This window comes from Phenylobacterium soli (assembly GCF_003254475.1).
In the GTDB taxonomy this organism is placed as follows: domain Bacteria; phylum Pseudomonadota; class Alphaproteobacteria; order Caulobacterales; family Caulobacteraceae; genus Phenylobacterium; species Phenylobacterium soli.
Genome location: NZ_QFYQ01000001.1, coordinates 2,209,896 through 2,224,713 on the forward strand (window position 1 = coordinate 2,209,896; position 14,818 = coordinate 2,224,713).

Below are 14,818 nucleotides of genomic sequence, written 5' to 3' on the forward strand. Positions count from 1 at the left end.
GAGGGGGACGGATGCCATCATTGCGCGCGACATAGCGTGGCTTCGGCCGATGTCCTAGCCGGCGGCGGGATCGGCCAGGACGGGGACGCCGTAGCGCGCCAGGAGGGCGCGGATCTGCGGGGCGCGCCGCTCGAGCACCGCGTCGAGCTCGTCCTTCAGCTTGGGGTCGTCGCGCCGCACGCCCATGGAGATGTCGAAGACCATCGGCCACTGGGGTCCGTCGAGCCAGGGCTGCACCGGGGTGAGGGTCAGGGGATGGGCGGCCGAGCGGGCGAAATAGCCGGCCAGCGGACCCCAGACGACCGCCAAGTCGATGTCGCCGCGGTCGACGGCCTGGACGATCTCGGCCGGCGGGTTGGGCCGGCTGTAGTCGCCGTAGAGCATGTAGCCGCGGACGTTGCCGAGGATGCCGCGCCGGGCGAGGGCGTGGGCGGGCGGGGTGTTCTGGGCGTCGTCGCCGATCATCTGGACGCCGATCTTCAGGCGCCTCAGCCGCGGATCGTCGAAGGAGGCGAGGTTCAGGCGGCGGTCGGCGCGGCTCACGAAGACATAGGTGGAGCGGTAGTAGGGCTGGGTGGTGGCGAGCATGTCGACCTGGGTGGCGACGCCCGGCCAGAGGTCGCAGCGGCGGTCCTTCAGGGTGTTGCGCACATAGCCGCGGCGCTGGGCCCACCAGGTGTAGTCGATGCGGGCGTGGAGGTCGGCGGCGACCAGCTCGGCGAGCTTGTTCTCGAACCCCTGCCCGGCTCGGTTGGAGAACGGCAGGTTGTTGGGGTCGGCGCAGACCCTCAGCACGCGCTCGCGCGGGGCGCAGGCGGCGAGGGCCAGGAGGGCGAGGAAGGGCAGGAGAAAGGGCCGGCGGCTGGTCATGGCGTGGTGACCACGCCCCAGGGGCGCCCGCCGAGCTTAAGGGTCCGGATCGTGCGGCCGGACTTGAGGTCGATGACGGCGAGGTCGCCGGAGAGGCCGCTGGCGGCGTAGAGGCGGCTCTCGTCGGGCGAGAGGGCGATGCCCCAGGTGCGCTGGCCGGTCTTGAACCAGCGGGTGACCTTGAGGGTGGCCGGGTCGATCTCGGCGGCGTGGTCGCCGCGGCCGGCGGCGACATAGACCCGCCCGCCGTCCCGGGTCATGGCGAGCCCGACGGCCTGGACGTTGGGCGGCGGGTCGGCCTTGCGCAGGTCGAGGGTGGCGAGGAGCCTGTGGGCGGCGGGGTCGAACACCGCCACGCTGGCGCGGGATTCCGAGGTGACCCAGAGCCGCTTGCCGTCGGGGGTGAAGCGGGCGTCGCGCGGCCGCGCGCCGACGAGGATGCTGTCCTCGAGGGCGCCGGTGGCGGCGTCGATGAAGTGGACGAGGCTGGCGCCTTCCGAGGTGCAGACGACGAGGCGCCCGTCGGGGCTGACGGCCATGCCCTCGGGCTCCGGCCCGACGGTGGTCCGGCGCACCACGCGATCGGCGGCGAGGTCGACGGCCGAGGCGGCGCCCTCGTCCTCATTGGCGACGTAGAGGGTGCGGCCGTCCGGGGCGAGGGCGAAGCGCTCGGGGTCGGAGCCGGAGGCGAGATAGCGGCGCAGCCGGCGGGTCTTCACGTCGACCTCGGCGATGCGGTCGTCCTTCGAGACCGCGACGTAGAGGGTCGCGCCGTCGGGCGAGACGGCGAGGCCGCGGGGCCGGCGGCCGAGATGCAGGGCGGCGGTCTCCTTCAGGGTGGCGCCGTCGATGACGTGCACCACGTCGGCCTGCTCGTCGGAGACCCAGATGGTGTGGGGCGCGGCCCTGGGCCCGGCGCAGGCGGACAGTCCCAGCGCCGCCAGGATCGGGATGAGCGCCCCCCGCATCGGCCTCAGCCCGGCAGGGCGAAGACGTAGAGCACGCCGCCGGCGGTGGTCTTCTGCTTCAGGTCCGGCACCGCGCCGACGAAGCCGAGGGCCGCGGTGGGGTCGCGCGGGTCGAGGTCGCCGGAGACGATGGCCCCGGCCCAGCCGCCGACGCCGGCGAGCACGGCGACGTACTCGTGGCCGTCCGGACCGCGGTAGGCGATCGGCTGGCCGATGATCCCGGAGGCGGCCTTGAACTGCCAGAGGAGCTTGCCGGTGCGGGCGTCGACGGCTTTGAACCAGCCTTCCATGGTGCCGTAGAAGACGAGGTCGCCGGCGGTGGCGAGGGCGCCGGACCACAGCGGCAGGTCCTCCTTGATCTCCCACACCGCGGCGTGGCGGACCGGATCCCAGGCGGTGAAGGCGCCGCGGTTGCCGCCGGGACCGGCCTTCATCCGCACCTCGGCGCCGACGTAGGGCGTGCCGGCGATGTAGTTGGCCTGGACGTTCTCCCAGTCCATGCAGAGGTTCTCGTGGGGGATGTAGAGGAGGCCCGTGCGCGGCGAGAAGGCCGAGGGGTTCCAGTCCTTGGAGCCGGAGGCGGTGGGGCAGATATCGCGCACCACCTTGCCCACCTGGGGCACCTTCTCCGGGTTCTTCTTCAGCCGGCCGGTCTTCAGGTCGACGCCGAAGCTCGAATTGATGTTGGCGTAGGGATCGGCCGAGAGGGCCTGACCGGTGCCTTGGTCGATCAGGTAGAGGTAGCCGTTGCGGTCGGGGTGGGCGACGACCTTGCGCGGCTGGCCGCCCACCGGGACGGTGAGCAGCAGGTTCTCGTTGATGCCGTCGTAGTCGTGAACGTCGTGGTCGTTCATCTGGTAGAACCACTTCGCCTGGCCGGTGTCGGCGTCGCGGGCGAAGATGCCGGCGGTCCACTTGTTGTCGCCGGGCCGCTGCTCGGCGTTCCAAGGGCCTGGGTTGGCGGTGCCGTAGAAGATGGTGTTGGTCGCCGGGTCGTAGGAGATCCAGCCCCACATGGTGCCGCCGCCGATCTTCCAGGCGTCCGGCGGCCAGGTGGAGACGCCGAGGTCCTTGCCCTTGTCCTGGTCGTAGAAGGGGTGGAAGTCCGGCCCGATCAGGACGTCCTTGTCGGGGCCGGTGTGGTAGGCCTTCCAGGCGATCTTGCCGTCGGCGGCGTTGAGCGCGACGAGCCAGCCGCGGACGCCGAACTCGCCGCCGCTGTCGCCGACGAGGACCTTATCCTTCACCACCAGCGGGGCCATGGTGATGGTCTCGCCCTTGTTGATGTCGCCGAGCTGGGTGCGCCAGACCTCCTGGCCGCTGTTGGCGTCGACGGCGATGGTGAAGCCATCGAGGGTGTTCATGAAGATGCGGCCGTTGGCGTAGGCGACGCCGCGGTTCACCACGTCGCAGCAGGCGACGCCCTGCGAGGCGGGCTTGGGCTTGGGCGAATACTTCCACTTCACCGGCGCGCCGGGCTTGGTCAGGTCCAGGGCGTAGAGGTCGTTGGGGTAGGGGGTGACCACGTACATGGTCGAGCCGACCACCAGGGGCGCGGCCTCGTGGCCCTTGTTGACACCGGTGGAGAAGGTGAAGGCGACCTTCAGGCCGGCGACGTTGGCGGTGTTGATCTCATCGAGGCCGGAGAAGCGGGTGGAGGCGTAGTCCTTGGCCGGCATCGTCCACTGGCCGTCCTCGGCCGGGATCTGCGCCGTCGCGCCGGTGGACCCCGGCAGCGGGGCGATGTGGGCCGGGCCGGTGGGCGGCGGCGGCTTGCGGTTGCAGCCGGCCAGGGAAAGCGTGAGGGGCGCGGCCAGGACCAGGACCAGGAGCAGGGCGGCGAGGCCTCGCCAGCGGGCTGGGCGGTTTCCGTTGCCGTCGCAAGCCTGCTCCGTCATTGCTGCCATCGCGGACACCCAGGGTCGAATCCACGTCCGTAACGCCAAGCTGGGGCGTATGGATCACGGCAGAACATCTTTTCAGCGGGCTGCTCGGTTCCTCGACGCAATTCCTCGCGGAAATACGGCGCTCGCAACCGGGCCTTAAAGACAACCGACTAGACAGGGGAACGACATGGACCTTCAGCTCAAGGGCAAGACCGTGGTGGTCACCGGCGCCTCGCGCGGCATCGGCCGCTCGATCGCCGAACTGTTCGCCGAGGAGGGCGCCAACGTCGCCATCTGCGCGCGCAACGCCGAGCAGGTGGCGCAGGCGGTGAAGGCGCTGGAAGCCAAGGGCGTCAAGGCCTTCGGCCAGGCGGTGGACATCGCCGACGGCCCGGTGCTGAAGGCCTTCATCGAGGCGGCGGCCCAGGCGCTGGGCGGCATCGACGTCCTGGTCTCCAACGCCTCGGCCCTGGTGCAGGGCAACGGCGAGGACGCCTGGAAGGCGATGTTCGACGTCGACATGATGGGCGCGGTGCGCACCTGGGACGCGGCGCGGCCGCACCTCGAGAAGGCGGCCGGCGCGCACGGTGACGCCTGCTTCGTCATCACCTCCTCGATCTCGGCGGCCGAGGCGGACAACCCGAGCTGCTACGGGGCGATGAAGGCGGCGCTGATCCATTTCGCCAAGGGCGTGGCCCGCGAGGCGGCGCCGAACAAGGTGCGCTGCAATGTGGTCTCGCCGGGCACGGTGTTCTTCGAGGGCGGCGTCTGGGGCAACGTCAAGCAGGGGATGCCCGGCTTCTTCGACCAGATGATCAAGCGCAACCCGACCGGCCGCATGGCGACGCCGGAGGAGGTGGCGGCGGCCACGGTGTTCCTGGCGAGCCCCCGCTCGGCCTTCACCACGGGGATCAACATGGTGGTCGACGGGGCGATCTCGCGGCGTGTGAACTTCTAGGGTCAAGCATTTGATTTACAATTACTACGAGCTTCGGGTCGGCCGCGAGCGCAACAGCCAGCGGGCGCTGGCCGACCAGGTCTACGCCAGCGGCGGGCCCGGCGTGCTGGGGGTGTTCGCCCCGCTGCTGGGCTACGCCTCCAACGAGGCCCTGGTGCTGACCGACGAGCGGGCGACCTCGGACGCGGTGCTGCGCGGCACCGGCGCGGCCTCGGCCGAGTGGAGCCGGATGTCGCCGACCCTGCGGCCGCACCAGAACGCCCGGCCCGAGACCGGCGGCATCTACGTCCACAACTGGTTCACCATCGACGGGGCGGCGTTCGACGAGTTCGTGCAGCTCTCGGGCGCGGCCTGGCCGGACTTCGAGGCCAAGTTCGACGCCCGGATCTATGGCCTGTTCGCGGTGGAGCCGACGGCCGCCGAGCGGAACGCCGGCGCGCGGCGCCTCCTCCTGATGACCCGCTACGCCGACCTCGGCGAGTGGCAGAAGAGCCGCGATCCGACCACCGAGGCGATGCAGATCTTCGCCCGCCGGCGCGAGCTGACGCGGGTGTCGCTGGCCCGGGCCTGCCTGCTGCTGCCGCCGAACGTCTGAGCCGCTAGGGGGTCTGGTCCCCGAGGCCCTGGCGCCCGCTGACCGGGCCCCCCGACTCCGGGCGCATGGCGTCCCAGAGCCGGAGCACGCCAAGCTGTGACAGGCCGGCGAACAGGCGGTGCAGGTTGGCCGCGTTCGCCTGGATGGCGGCGCGCACCGGCGGACGCCCGAGCGCGGTGGAGGGTACGATCAGCCCCGTTTCCCTTCGCTCGCAGACGCCTTCGGCGACCAGCGCGGCCACATGGCGGCGGACGGTCTCCAGCGGCAGGCCTAGCCGGTCCGCGAGGGTCCGGATGACGATCGGCCGGCGATCGGCGTCGGGGACCATATCGCGCGCCTCGAGGGTGTCCCCGCCGACCACCTCGACGGGGAAGCCTTCGACGTTCTCGCGGAAGATCTCGAGGAAGATCAGCCGGTCCAGCAGGTCCGGCGTGATGGGCCCGAGGGTGTCGACGACGCGCAGCACATAGTCGAACAGCAGGCGTCCGACCGCGCGCAGCGGCGTCGCGTCGGCGGTGAGGCCGACGCTCGGGGGCGGCAGGTCGGCCAGCAGGCCGGCGTCCATGAGCTGGTAGTAGAAGGTGCGCATCCGCTCATAGGCCCTGAGGCCGGTCGCCACGTTGACCGGGCTGGTGAGCACCTCGGCCGGGATGATGACGCCGTCGGGCCCGAGGCGGCAGAGGCCGTCGTCGACCATCGCCTTCACCCGGCGGCGGACCGTCTCGAACGGCGCGCCCAGCGAGTTTGCGATGGCCAGGAGGTGGATCGGACGGCGAAGTTCGTCCGGCACGACCGCGCCGACGTCGGCATAGGTCATCTGCAGGTCGGCGCGGCGGTTGATCTCGGCGAGGTTGGCCTGGACGATCGCAGCCGTCAGCAGCATGTCGAGGACGTTGCGGCCGTTTCGGCGGATCGCCACCAGGTCGAGGATGCACTCCACCGACAATCGGCTCATCAGCCGCATCTGAGCCGCCGGCGGACCGGGTCCGGCTACCGGCGAAGTCGGGGTCGCTCGTTGCATCGTTCGCCCTCAGGTAGAACGACGTTATATGATCGCGGGGCTGTGGATCAACGTCCCCTTGCGTCGGCGCCGGGTGAGGGCGGCGCGCGCGCTCGCCGCCGAGGCGCTGTGGATCACGGTCTTGCCGTTCATCGGTCGCTCCTCCGTGGACGCCGTCCCGCGACCACTGGAGCCCACCTTGCGCCCCCGCCGTGGGGTAAGCAAAGCGGCCTTGCGCGGAGGGGCGTGGCGTTCGGGCGAGCGGCGGTCAGGGCGCCAGTTCAGGATAGAGCGGCGAACTCGCCTGCTTGCGCGCCGCCTCGACCAGGGCCTTCACGGCCCAGCGCTTGACCTCGCGGATCTGCGGCTCGTCGAGCTGAAGGACGTCCTTGAGGACGACGATGGCCTCGATGCCGACGATCAGGGAGAGGGCCTCGATCAGGCGGCGGCGGTCGGCGGGGGCGAACTCGTCCTTCACCGGCTCGAGCGCCGCCTCCAGCAGGGGCACGCGGCGGTTCTGGCGCGCCGGAAGGCCATCGTCGGCCTCGCCGCGCAGGCGCCGTTCGAGGGAGTGGACGAGCATCATCCGAAGCTGGACCTCGTTGGCAGCCATCATCTCGTGCAAGGCGGCCTCGACGTGGGCGAAGCGCGCCACGGCGTCGGCCGGCCCGCCGCCGGCGAAGAGGGCGTCAGGCTCGGGGACGGCGACGTCGAGCGCGGCCTCGACCATGAGGGCCTCGATGCTCGGGAAGTAGCGGTAGGCGGTCGCCCGGGAGACGAGGGCGGCCTCGGCCACCTCCTCCAGCGTCGGGGTGCGGCCCTCGCGGGCGAGGCGGGCGGCGGTCTCCAGCAGCGTCTTGCGGGTGCGGCGCTTCTGGTTGACCCGGCCGGTCTCGGAGGCGAGGGCGCTGGCGGGGGGCGTCACGTCAGTCCTGCAGCTGCTGGAAGATGGCGGCCATGTCGAGCCAGACGTTCTCGCGCTTGATGTCGCCGCCCTCGTTGAACTCGACCACGTGCAGCAGGCGGAACTCGAGCGGCCGGCCGCGGCCGTCGAGGCCGAACGGCTTGCCGGTGGCGCGGCCGGTCCAGAGGCTGTCGTCCACCAGGAAGTTGTCGCCGTAGAGACGGCGCAGGGGCTTCACCGACCCATCGGCGAGGTCGCCGAACAGGCTGACGTAGAAGGGGCGGGTCGCCTCGCGGCCGTGCACCGGGCCGGTCGGCCAGCCGACCACGTCGTGCTCGACGTCCTCCGAGAGGGTGGCCAGCACGCCCTCCACGTCGTCGGCCGCCTCGAAGGCGAAGTGCTCGTCGATCTTGTGATCCATCTGTTCGGGGGTGAGGCGCATGTCTTCGCTCCAGCGTGTGTGTTGCTGGAGGCGGGATTTAATGAGACGGAAGTCTCATGTCAATACAATCGTCTCATGCCGATATGTTCTCGAACAGGCCCGCCTGGTAGTCGCGGATCGCGTCGAGGATCTCCTGGCGGGTGTTCATGACGAACGGACCGTGGGCGACGACCGGCTCGCCGATCGGATCGGCGTGGCCGAACAGCAGGACGGCGTCGGAGGAGGCCTCGATCTCCAGGGTGTCGCCGGAAAGGTCGAGCTCGACCAGGTGCTGGGCGCTGGCGGCGACGCCGTTCACCTTCACCTCGCCGCGGACCAGGTAGAGGAAGACGCTGCGGCCGCCGAGCGAGCCGAAGCCGGCCTTGCCGCCCTTCTTCAGCTCGAGCACCGACATGAAGACGCCGGTGAGCGAGGCGATCGGCCCCTCGCGCCCGCCCCAGCGGCCGGAGATCAGGCGCACGGTGACGCGGCCGTCGTCGGCGGTGAGGGCGGGGATCTGGTCGGCCTGCACGCCGACATAGCGCGGCCGGGTCATCTTCAGGCGGGCGGGCAGATTGACCCAGAGCTGGAGGATCTCCATCGGCCCGCCGTCGCGCAGGAAGGCCTCGGGCGAGACCTCGGAATGGACGATGCCGGAGCCGGCGGTCATCCACTGCACCCCGCCGGCCTTGATGACGCTCTCGTGGCCGGCGGAATCGCGGTGCGCGAGCTCGCCCTCGAGGATGAAGGTGACGGTCTCGAACCCGCGGTGCGGATGCGGGCCGAACGGAAGCCCGCGGTTGTTCGGCGGATAGGTCTGCGGGCCGTGGTGGTTGAGGAACAGGAAGGGGTCGACCTGGTCGAGGTCCGGTCCCGGCACGGGGCGGGTGGTCACAAGGTCGCCGATGTCGTCGCGATAGGCGGCATGCTGGGCGACGACGGTCTTGGCGGGCATGGCGGCTCCTGACGGCTCCCGTTGGATTACCGGATGGATTTCCTGGCCAGCATATAGTGACCCAGGGTCACATTCGCTCCGTTTCGCACTTGCGAAACCGGGACCTTTGGGCCTCTAGAGCAACCCATGGATCAGCCGCATTTCTTCGACCTTCGCCCGACCCATAACCCGCACCGCTGGTACATGCCGCTGAGCCCGGCGGTGTGCGTCGGCCCGCCCGGCAACATGTTCATGTTCGGCGGCGTCGGCCTGGCCTCGGCGATCTCGGCCATGGAGCGGACGTGCGGTCGGCCGGTGATCTGGGCGACGGCGCAGTACCTGTCCTATGCCCGGCCGCCGAGCGTGGTCGACCTGGACGTCTGGACGCCGGCGGAGGGCAAGTACAACACCCAGGCGCGCGTCGTCGGCCACGTGGACGACAAGGAGATCTTCACGGTCAATGCGGCGCTCGGCTCCCGCCCGAGCGAGCTGTCGCAGCAGTGGCTGGAGATGCCCGAGGCGCCGCGGCCGGAGGACTGCGAGGTCTCCGAGCACTGGCGGGGCGCCGAGGAGGGCCTGCACAGCCGCATCGAGGTGCGGGTGGCCAAGGGCAACTACGGCATGGGCCGGGTGGGCAACCCCGAGGCGGACGGCCGCTCGCTGCTGTGGATCCGGCCGCGCGAGCGCTTCGCCATCGACGCCTCCATGCTGGCGGTGATGGCCGACTTCGTGCCCTCGGGCATCGGCAACGCCCTGGGCAAGAACGCCGGCGGCAACAGCCTGGACAACACCATCCGCGTCCGCCGGATCGTGCCCACCGAGTGGGTGCTCTGCGACATCCGCATCCATGGCGTCCACGGCGGCTTCGGCCACGGGGCCATGTACCTGTTCGCCCAGGACGGCGAACTGATGGCTACGGCCAGCCAGTCGGTGATCGTGCGGGTGCGGGAAAGCTCGGCCGACCGCTGAGGCGCAGGGCCGCGGTTCTTCAGGGGGCTTGAGGGGCCGCGCGAGCGGCGGCGTCATCGCTTTTGATGGGGCGCGGGCTTCGGCGCGGCGCCACAATGATCGCGAGAAGGAGGCGCCCCTTGGCGCACGCCGCTGTCGCCGGTCCGGCAGAGACCCTCGAAGACACCCTGCTGGCGAGCCTCGCCGCCGCCGAGCAGCGCGCGAGCCCGTTCGTCAACTGGCGGGTGACAAGGCTGCTGCCGCCCCGCCTGGCCGAGGCGCTCGCCCGGCTGCCGCTCAACCCCGTGGACCTGGGCGGTGTCTCGGGACGCCGCGAGCTGCACAACGACCAGCGGGCCTATTTCGCCGGCGATGTGCTGGAGCGGTTCGCCCCTGCCAGGGCGCTCGCCGAGGCGTTCCAGTCACCGCGCATCGTGCAGGCCCTGATGCTGCTGACCGGCGCCCTGCTGGTCGGGACCTACCTGCGCATCGAGTACGCCCTGGACCTCGACGGCTTCTGGCTGGAGCCACACACCGACCTCGGGGTGAAGGCCTTCACCATGCTCTTCCAGCTCGGCCAGGGCGGTCAGGAGGGGCTGGGCACCGACCTCTATTCCGGGCCAGGCGCCTGGGCCGAGACCGTGCCGTTCGGCTGGAACTCGGCCTTGTTGTTCGTGCCCGCCGCGGACACCTGGCACGGGGTGGAGCCACGGCCGATCGAGGGCGTGCGCCGCTCGATCATCGTCAACTACGTCACCGAGGAGTGGCGGGCCCGCGATCAGCTCGCCTTCCCGGACCGGCCGGTGGGGGTCTGACACTAAAGGATCAAACCGCAAAAAACGCAGGCGGGCGCAGAATTTTTTCTACGTTTTCTGCGGCCTTCTGCGGTTTTCCTGATGCGGGGGCTCCGCCAGGCCCGCGGTCTCAGTTACGCGTCGGGATGATGACCGGGAGGGTCTCGTAGCCCTTCACGAAGGTGGAGAAGCTGCGCTTGGGCTCGCCGGTGACGACGATCTCGGGGAAGCGCTTGAGCATCTCTTCCCAGATGATGGTGAGCTGCAGCTCGGCCAGGCGGTTGCCGACGCAGCGGTGGATGCCGAAGCCGAAGGAGATGTGGGTGCGCGGCCGCTCGCGGTCGATGATGTAGGCGTTCGGGTTGTCGATCACCTCGTCGTCGCGGTTGCCCGAGACGTACCACATGACCACCTTGTCGCCCTCGCGGATGGTCTTGCCCTGGAACTCGATGTCGCGCACCGCGGTGCGGCGCATGTGGGCGAGCGGAGTCTGCCAGCGGATGGTCTCGGAGACCATCGAGGGGATCAGGGCAGGGTTCTCGCGCAGCTTCTTGTACTGGTCGGGGTTCTTGTTCAGCGCATAGACCGAGCCCGAGATGGTGTTGCGGGTGGTGTCGTTGCCGCCGACGGTCAGGAGCACGATGTTCCCGAAGTATTCGCGCGGCTCCATGTTCCGGGTGGCCGGGTGGTGGGCCAGCATCGAGATCAGGTCGTGGTGCGGCTCGGCGTTGACCTTCTGGTTCCACAGGCCGTTGAAGTAGGCCTGGTACTCCCCGAAGATCTCCATCTTCTGCTCGAAGGTCTCGACGAGGCCGCCCGGCGTCGGGATGGCGGTGACCACGTCGGACCAGTAGGTAATCTTGCGGCGGTCGGCCTGGGGCGCGTCGAAGAGCGTGGCGAGGGTCATCGCCGTCAGCTCCTTGGAGACCTTGTCCACCCAGTCGAACTCCTCGCCGATCGGCAGGGCGTCGAGGATGCCGGCGGCGCGCTCGCGGATCTGCGGCGCCATGGCGGCGAGCGACGGCGGGGCGACGGCTGGAGAGACCGCCTTGCGCTGCACGTCGTGCTTGGGCGGGTCCATGGCGATGAACATCGGCAGCGGGTCGAAGTTGGCGTTGCCCCCGCCGATGGTGATGCCGCCCTTCATGAAGTCGGAGGAGAACACCTCGTGATTGGTGTCGACCGCCATGATGTCGTTGTACTTGGTCACCGACCAGTACGGGCCGAACTCGCTGTCGGCGGTGAAGTGGACCGGGTCTTCCTTGCGCAGCCGCTCGAAGAACGGCCAGTGGGCGTCGGCCTGGAAGAGGCGGGGCTGGGCCGGATCGAGCTGATCGAGCGGCTGGCCGTAGGCCTCGTCGCGCGCCTGCTGCAGCGTCATGTTCCCATCGGCCATCGGTCTTCCTCCGCTTCGTTGGGCCGTGGCGTAACGCTTAAATGACGGCCGCGTCAACTTTGCCGTTGCTCACATCGGTGGGCGGAAAAGATGTGACAAAGCCGTAACCTGCGCCCCGGCGGGCCGGCGTATATGACAGGCCAAAATCACGGCGCGAGTCCAAGCCGCGCCGATCGGGAGCCCTTCGATGACCCTACGCAACGCCTGGCTGGCCGCCGCGGCCGCCGCCGTCCTGACGTCCGCCTGCGCCGGCCACGCTGCGCCGCCCAGCGCCGCCGCCGCCCCGCCGCCCCCCGCTCCGATCCCCGCGGCCGCGCCGGCGCCGAAGCCGGAGCTCGGCGCCTTCGGCGTCGACCTGACGAACCTCGACCCCTCGGTGGCGCCGGGCGACGACTTCTTCCGCTACGCCAACGGCAGCTGGCTGAAGCGCACCGAGATCCCCGCCGACCGCTCGGTCTACACGAGCTTCGCCAAGCTGCGGCAGGTGGCCTCCGAGCGCACCCGGACCCTGATCCAGGCGCAGGCCGAGGCCCGGGCGCCGGAGGGCTCGGAAGCCCGCAAGATCGGCGACTTCTACGCGAGCTTCATGGACGAGGCGGCGATCGAGGCGCTGGGCGCCACGCCCCTCAAGCCGGAGCTCGCGACCATCGCCGGGATCCACGACCGCAAGGGGCTGGCGCGCTACCTCGGCTCGACGCTGCGGGCCGACGTCGACGTGCTGAACGCCACCTCGACCTACACGCCGCGCCTGTTCGGCCTGTGGGTGGTGGAGGACCTCAACGACACCAGCCGCTACGAGCCCTACATGCTGCAGGGCGGGCTCGGCATGCCCGACCGCGAATACTACCTGTCGAACTCGCCCAAATTCGTCGAGATCCGCGGCAAGTACGAGGCCCACGTGGCGCGGATGCTGACCCTGGCGGGCGAGCCGGACGCGGCGGCCAAGGCCAAGCGGATCGTGGCGCTGGAGACCGCCATGGCCCGCGTCCACTGGACCCCGACCGAGACCAGCGACGTCACCAGGACCAACACCCGCTGGAAACTCGCGGACTTCCCGAAGAAGGCGCCGGGGCTCGACTGGCCGGCCTTCTTCGAGGCGGCCGGGCTCTCCGGTCAGCCGGAGATCGGCGCCTGGCAGGCGAGCGCGATCAGCGGCCTCTCCAAGCTGACGGCGACGACGTCGCTCGCCACCTGGAAGGACTACCTGACCTATCACGCGGCCGAGCGGGCGGCGCCGTTCCTGTCCAAGGCCTTCGTCGACGAGAACTTCGACTTCCAGGGCAAGACGCTCTCCGGAACACCGGAGCAGGAGGCCCGCTGGAAGCGCGGCGTCGCCTACACCAGCGCCGCGCTCGGCGAGGCGATCGGCAAGCTCTACGCCGACAAGTACTTCCCGCCGGAGGACAAGGCGCAGGTGCAGGGGATGGTGAAGAACATCCTGGCCGCCTTCGACAAGCGCATCGACCGGCTGGACTGGATGTCGCCGGCGACCAAGGCCAAGGCGCACGCCAAGCTGGCGACCTTCCAGGTGGGCGTCGGCTATCCGGACAAGTGGCGCGACTATTCGGGCCTGACCGTCACGCCCGGCGACGCCTACGGCAACCAGCAGCGGGCCGAACTCTTCGAGTACCGCCGCAACCTCGCCAAGCTCGGCCATCCGGTGGACCGCGGCGAGTGGTACATGACCCCGCAGACGGTGAACGCGCTCAATGCGCCGCTGCAGAACTCGATCATCTTCCCGGCCGCGATCCTGCAGCCGCCGTTCTTCGACCCGCACGCCGACCCGGCGGTGAACTACGGCGCAATCGGCGGCGTCATCGGCCACGAGATCAGCCACTCGTTCGACGACAACGGCGCCCTGTTCGACGCCCACGGCAACCTGCGCAACTGGTGGACGCCCGAGGACATGGCTCACTTCAAGGCCGCCGGCCAGGCGCTCGCCCGCCAGTACGACGCCTACCAGCCGCTGCCGGACCTGCACGTGAACGGCCAGCAGACGCTGAGTGAGAACATCGCCGACCTGGCCGGGCTGGCGACGGCCTACGACGCCTATCGGCTGTCGCTGAACGGCGCCCCGGCGCCGGTGATCGACGGCTACACCGCCGACCAGCGGTTCTTCCTCGGCTGGGCGCAGGACTACGCCACCAAGTACCGCGAGGCGGCGCTGCGGCGGGCCCTCATCACGGACGGCCACTCGCCGGGCGAATACCGCGCCGACATCGTGCGCAACCTCGACCCCTGGTACGGCGCGTTCGACGTCAAGCCCGACCAGAAGCTGGCCCTGCCGCCCGAGAAGCGCGTGCGGATCTGGTGATCGCGCCGATCGCCATCGCCGACCCCGACGATCCGCGGATCGCCGACTATCGCGGGGTGCGCGAGCGCGACCTGGTAGGCCGCGAAGGGCGCTTCGTGGCGGAGGGGCTGGTGGTGCTGGAGAAGCTGGTCGCCGCCGGCCGCCATCCGCTGCGCTCGGTGCTCGCCGCCGAGCATCGGGTGGCGGCGGTGGCGGAGCGGCTGGCGGGCCTGGCGGCGGAGGTTCCGGTCTATGCGGCCTCGCAAGGGGTGATGGACGCCATCGTCGGCTTTCCCATCCATCGCGGCGTGCTGGGGATCGGCGAGCGGGCGGAGCCGGCGGCCGAGGCGCTGCTGGACGCCTTGCCGGCCAAGGCGCTGGTCGTCGCCCTCCAGGGCATCGCCAACCACGACAACATGGGCGGGCTGTTCCGCAACGCCGCGGCGTTCGGGGCGGACGCGGTGCTGGTCGGCGCGGACTGCTGCGATCCGCTCTATCGAAAGGCGATCCGGGTGTCGGTGGGCGCGGCCCTGACGACGCCCTTCGCCCGCACGGAGTCGGACCTGGTGGAGCTGCTGGCGGGGCGCGGATTCGAGGTCCTGGCCCTGACGCCGGGCGGGACCGAACGGCTGGCGGAGCTGACCGCGGCGCCGCGACAGGCGGCGCTGTTCGGCGCCGAGGGCCCGGGATTGCCCGAGGCCGTCCTGGCGCGCTGCCGCACGGTGCGCATCCCGATGGCCGGCGGCTTCGACTCGCTCAACGTGGCGACCACCAGCGGCATCGTGCTGAACCGCCTGGCCGAGCTGAGGGGCGCTGCTTAAAGGCATACTTAACCCCCTGAAGAGCATGAT

The 14,818-nt window shown here is 70.4% G+C and carries 14 protein-coding genes; 6 read left to right on the top strand and 8 right to left on the bottom strand.

All coding sequences use genetic code 11. The annotated features are described in order from the left end of the window. Nucleotides 1-54: 54 nt before the first annotated feature. The 3 genes from DJ017_RS10955 to DJ017_RS10965 are packed head-to-tail and all read right to left on the bottom strand — an operon-like array spanning nucleotide 55 to nucleotide 3,736. On the bottom strand, nucleotides 55-870 hold the full coding sequence (locus DJ017_RS10955) for a substrate-binding domain-containing protein (protein WP_111528758.1): 816 nt from the start codon (nucleotides 868-870) through the stop codon (nucleotides 55-57). Beyond that, nucleotides 867-1,838, bottom strand: a complete 972-nt coding sequence (locus DJ017_RS10960) for a PQQ-dependent catabolism-associated beta-propeller protein (protein ID WP_227000110.1) — start codon at nucleotides 1,836-1,838, stop codon at nucleotides 867-869. Before DJ017_RS10960 ends, DJ017_RS10955 begins: the two co-directional genes overlap by 4 nt. Before the next feature lie 5 nt (nucleotides 1,839-1,843). Further along, nucleotides 1,844-3,736 carry a methanol/ethanol family PQQ-dependent dehydrogenase gene (locus tag DJ017_RS10965; protein ID WP_111528759.1) on the bottom strand — a complete coding sequence of 631 codons (1,893 nt, stop codon included), beginning with the start codon at nucleotides 3,734-3,736 and terminating at the stop codon, nucleotides 1,844-1,846. Between the two features lie 175 nt (nucleotides 3,737-3,911). On the opposite strand from DJ017_RS10965, the gene DJ017_RS10970 reads away from it, so the two are divergent. Both DJ017_RS10970 and DJ017_RS10975 read left to right on the top strand, forming a co-directional pair. Next, nucleotides 3,912-4,682: an SDR family NAD(P)-dependent oxidoreductase gene (locus DJ017_RS10970; RefSeq protein ID WP_111528760.1), complete on the top strand. Its 771-nt coding sequence runs from the start codon at nucleotides 3,912-3,914 to the stop codon at nucleotides 4,680-4,682. Between the two features lie 10 nt (nucleotides 4,683-4,692). Next, nucleotides 4,693-5,277, top strand: coding sequence for a hypothetical protein (locus DJ017_RS10975; RefSeq protein ID WP_111528761.1), 585 nt, complete (start codon nucleotides 4,693-4,695; stop codon nucleotides 5,275-5,277). A gap of 4 nt (nucleotides 5,278-5,281) precedes the next feature. Here DJ017_RS10975 and DJ017_RS20640 read toward each other — a convergent pair whose 3' ends face one another. The 4 genes from DJ017_RS20640 to DJ017_RS10995 all read right to left on the bottom strand — a co-directional run bounded on the left by DJ017_RS20640 (nucleotide 5,282) and on the right by DJ017_RS10995 (nucleotide 8,557). After that, nucleotides 5,282-6,232, bottom strand: a complete 951-nt coding sequence (locus tag DJ017_RS20640) for a helix-turn-helix domain-containing protein (RefSeq protein WP_193539999.1) — start codon at nucleotides 6,230-6,232, stop codon at nucleotides 5,282-5,284. 313 nt (nucleotides 6,233-6,545) lie between these two features. Continuing rightward, on the bottom strand, nucleotides 6,546-7,202 hold the full coding sequence (locus DJ017_RS10985; protein ID WP_111528762.1) for a TetR/AcrR family transcriptional regulator: 657 nt from the start codon (nucleotides 7,200-7,202) through the stop codon (nucleotides 6,546-6,548). A 1-nt stretch (nucleotide 7,203) separates the two neighbouring features. Then, entirely contained in the window at nucleotides 7,204-7,623 is a 420-nt protein-coding gene (locus tag DJ017_RS10990) for a nuclear transport factor 2 family protein (RefSeq protein ID WP_111528763.1), read from the bottom strand. A gap of 73 nt (nucleotides 7,624-7,696) precedes the next feature. Continuing rightward, nucleotides 7,697-8,557, bottom strand: coding sequence for a pirin family protein (locus DJ017_RS10995; RefSeq protein WP_111528764.1), 861 nt, complete (start codon nucleotides 8,555-8,557; stop codon nucleotides 7,697-7,699). 126 nt (nucleotides 8,558-8,683) lie between these two features. Between DJ017_RS10995 and DJ017_RS11000 the strand changes: the two genes are divergently transcribed. Together DJ017_RS11000 and DJ017_RS11005 are read left to right on the top strand one after the other, a co-directional pair. After that, entirely contained in the window at nucleotides 8,684-9,505 is an 822-nt protein-coding gene (locus tag DJ017_RS11000; RefSeq protein ID WP_111528765.1) for an acyl-CoA thioesterase, read from the top strand. A 119-nt stretch (nucleotides 9,506-9,624) separates the two neighbouring features. Continuing rightward, a complete protein-coding gene (locus DJ017_RS11005) occupies nucleotides 9,625-10,299 on the top strand; it encodes a hypothetical protein (RefSeq protein ID WP_227000111.1) in 675 nt (224 codons plus the stop codon). Nucleotides 10,300-10,408: 109 nt separating this feature from the next. Here DJ017_RS11005 and DJ017_RS11010 read toward each other — a convergent pair whose 3' ends face one another. Continuing rightward, nucleotides 10,409-11,674, bottom strand: coding sequence for a cytochrome P450 (locus tag DJ017_RS11010; RefSeq protein WP_111528766.1), 1,266 nt, complete (start codon nucleotides 11,672-11,674; stop codon nucleotides 10,409-10,411). A gap of 187 nt (nucleotides 11,675-11,861) precedes the next feature. On the opposite strand from DJ017_RS11010, the gene DJ017_RS11015 reads away from it, so the two are divergent. Both DJ017_RS11015 and DJ017_RS11020 read left to right on the top strand, forming a co-directional pair. Continuing rightward, nucleotides 11,862-13,988 (top strand): M13 family metallopeptidase, encoded by a 2,127-nt coding sequence (locus DJ017_RS11015; RefSeq protein ID WP_111528767.1) that lies wholly within the window; start codon nucleotides 11,862-11,864, stop codon nucleotides 13,986-13,988. After that, the gene (locus tag DJ017_RS11020; RefSeq protein WP_227000215.1) at nucleotides 13,988-14,788 is read left to right on the top strand and encodes a TrmH family RNA methyltransferase; all 801 of its coding nucleotides are present in this window, start codon (nucleotides 13,988-13,990) and stop codon (nucleotides 14,786-14,788) included. The genes DJ017_RS11015 and DJ017_RS11020 overlap by 1 nt, the downstream gene beginning before the upstream one ends. The last annotated feature ends 30 nt before the right edge of the window (nucleotides 14,789-14,818 follow it).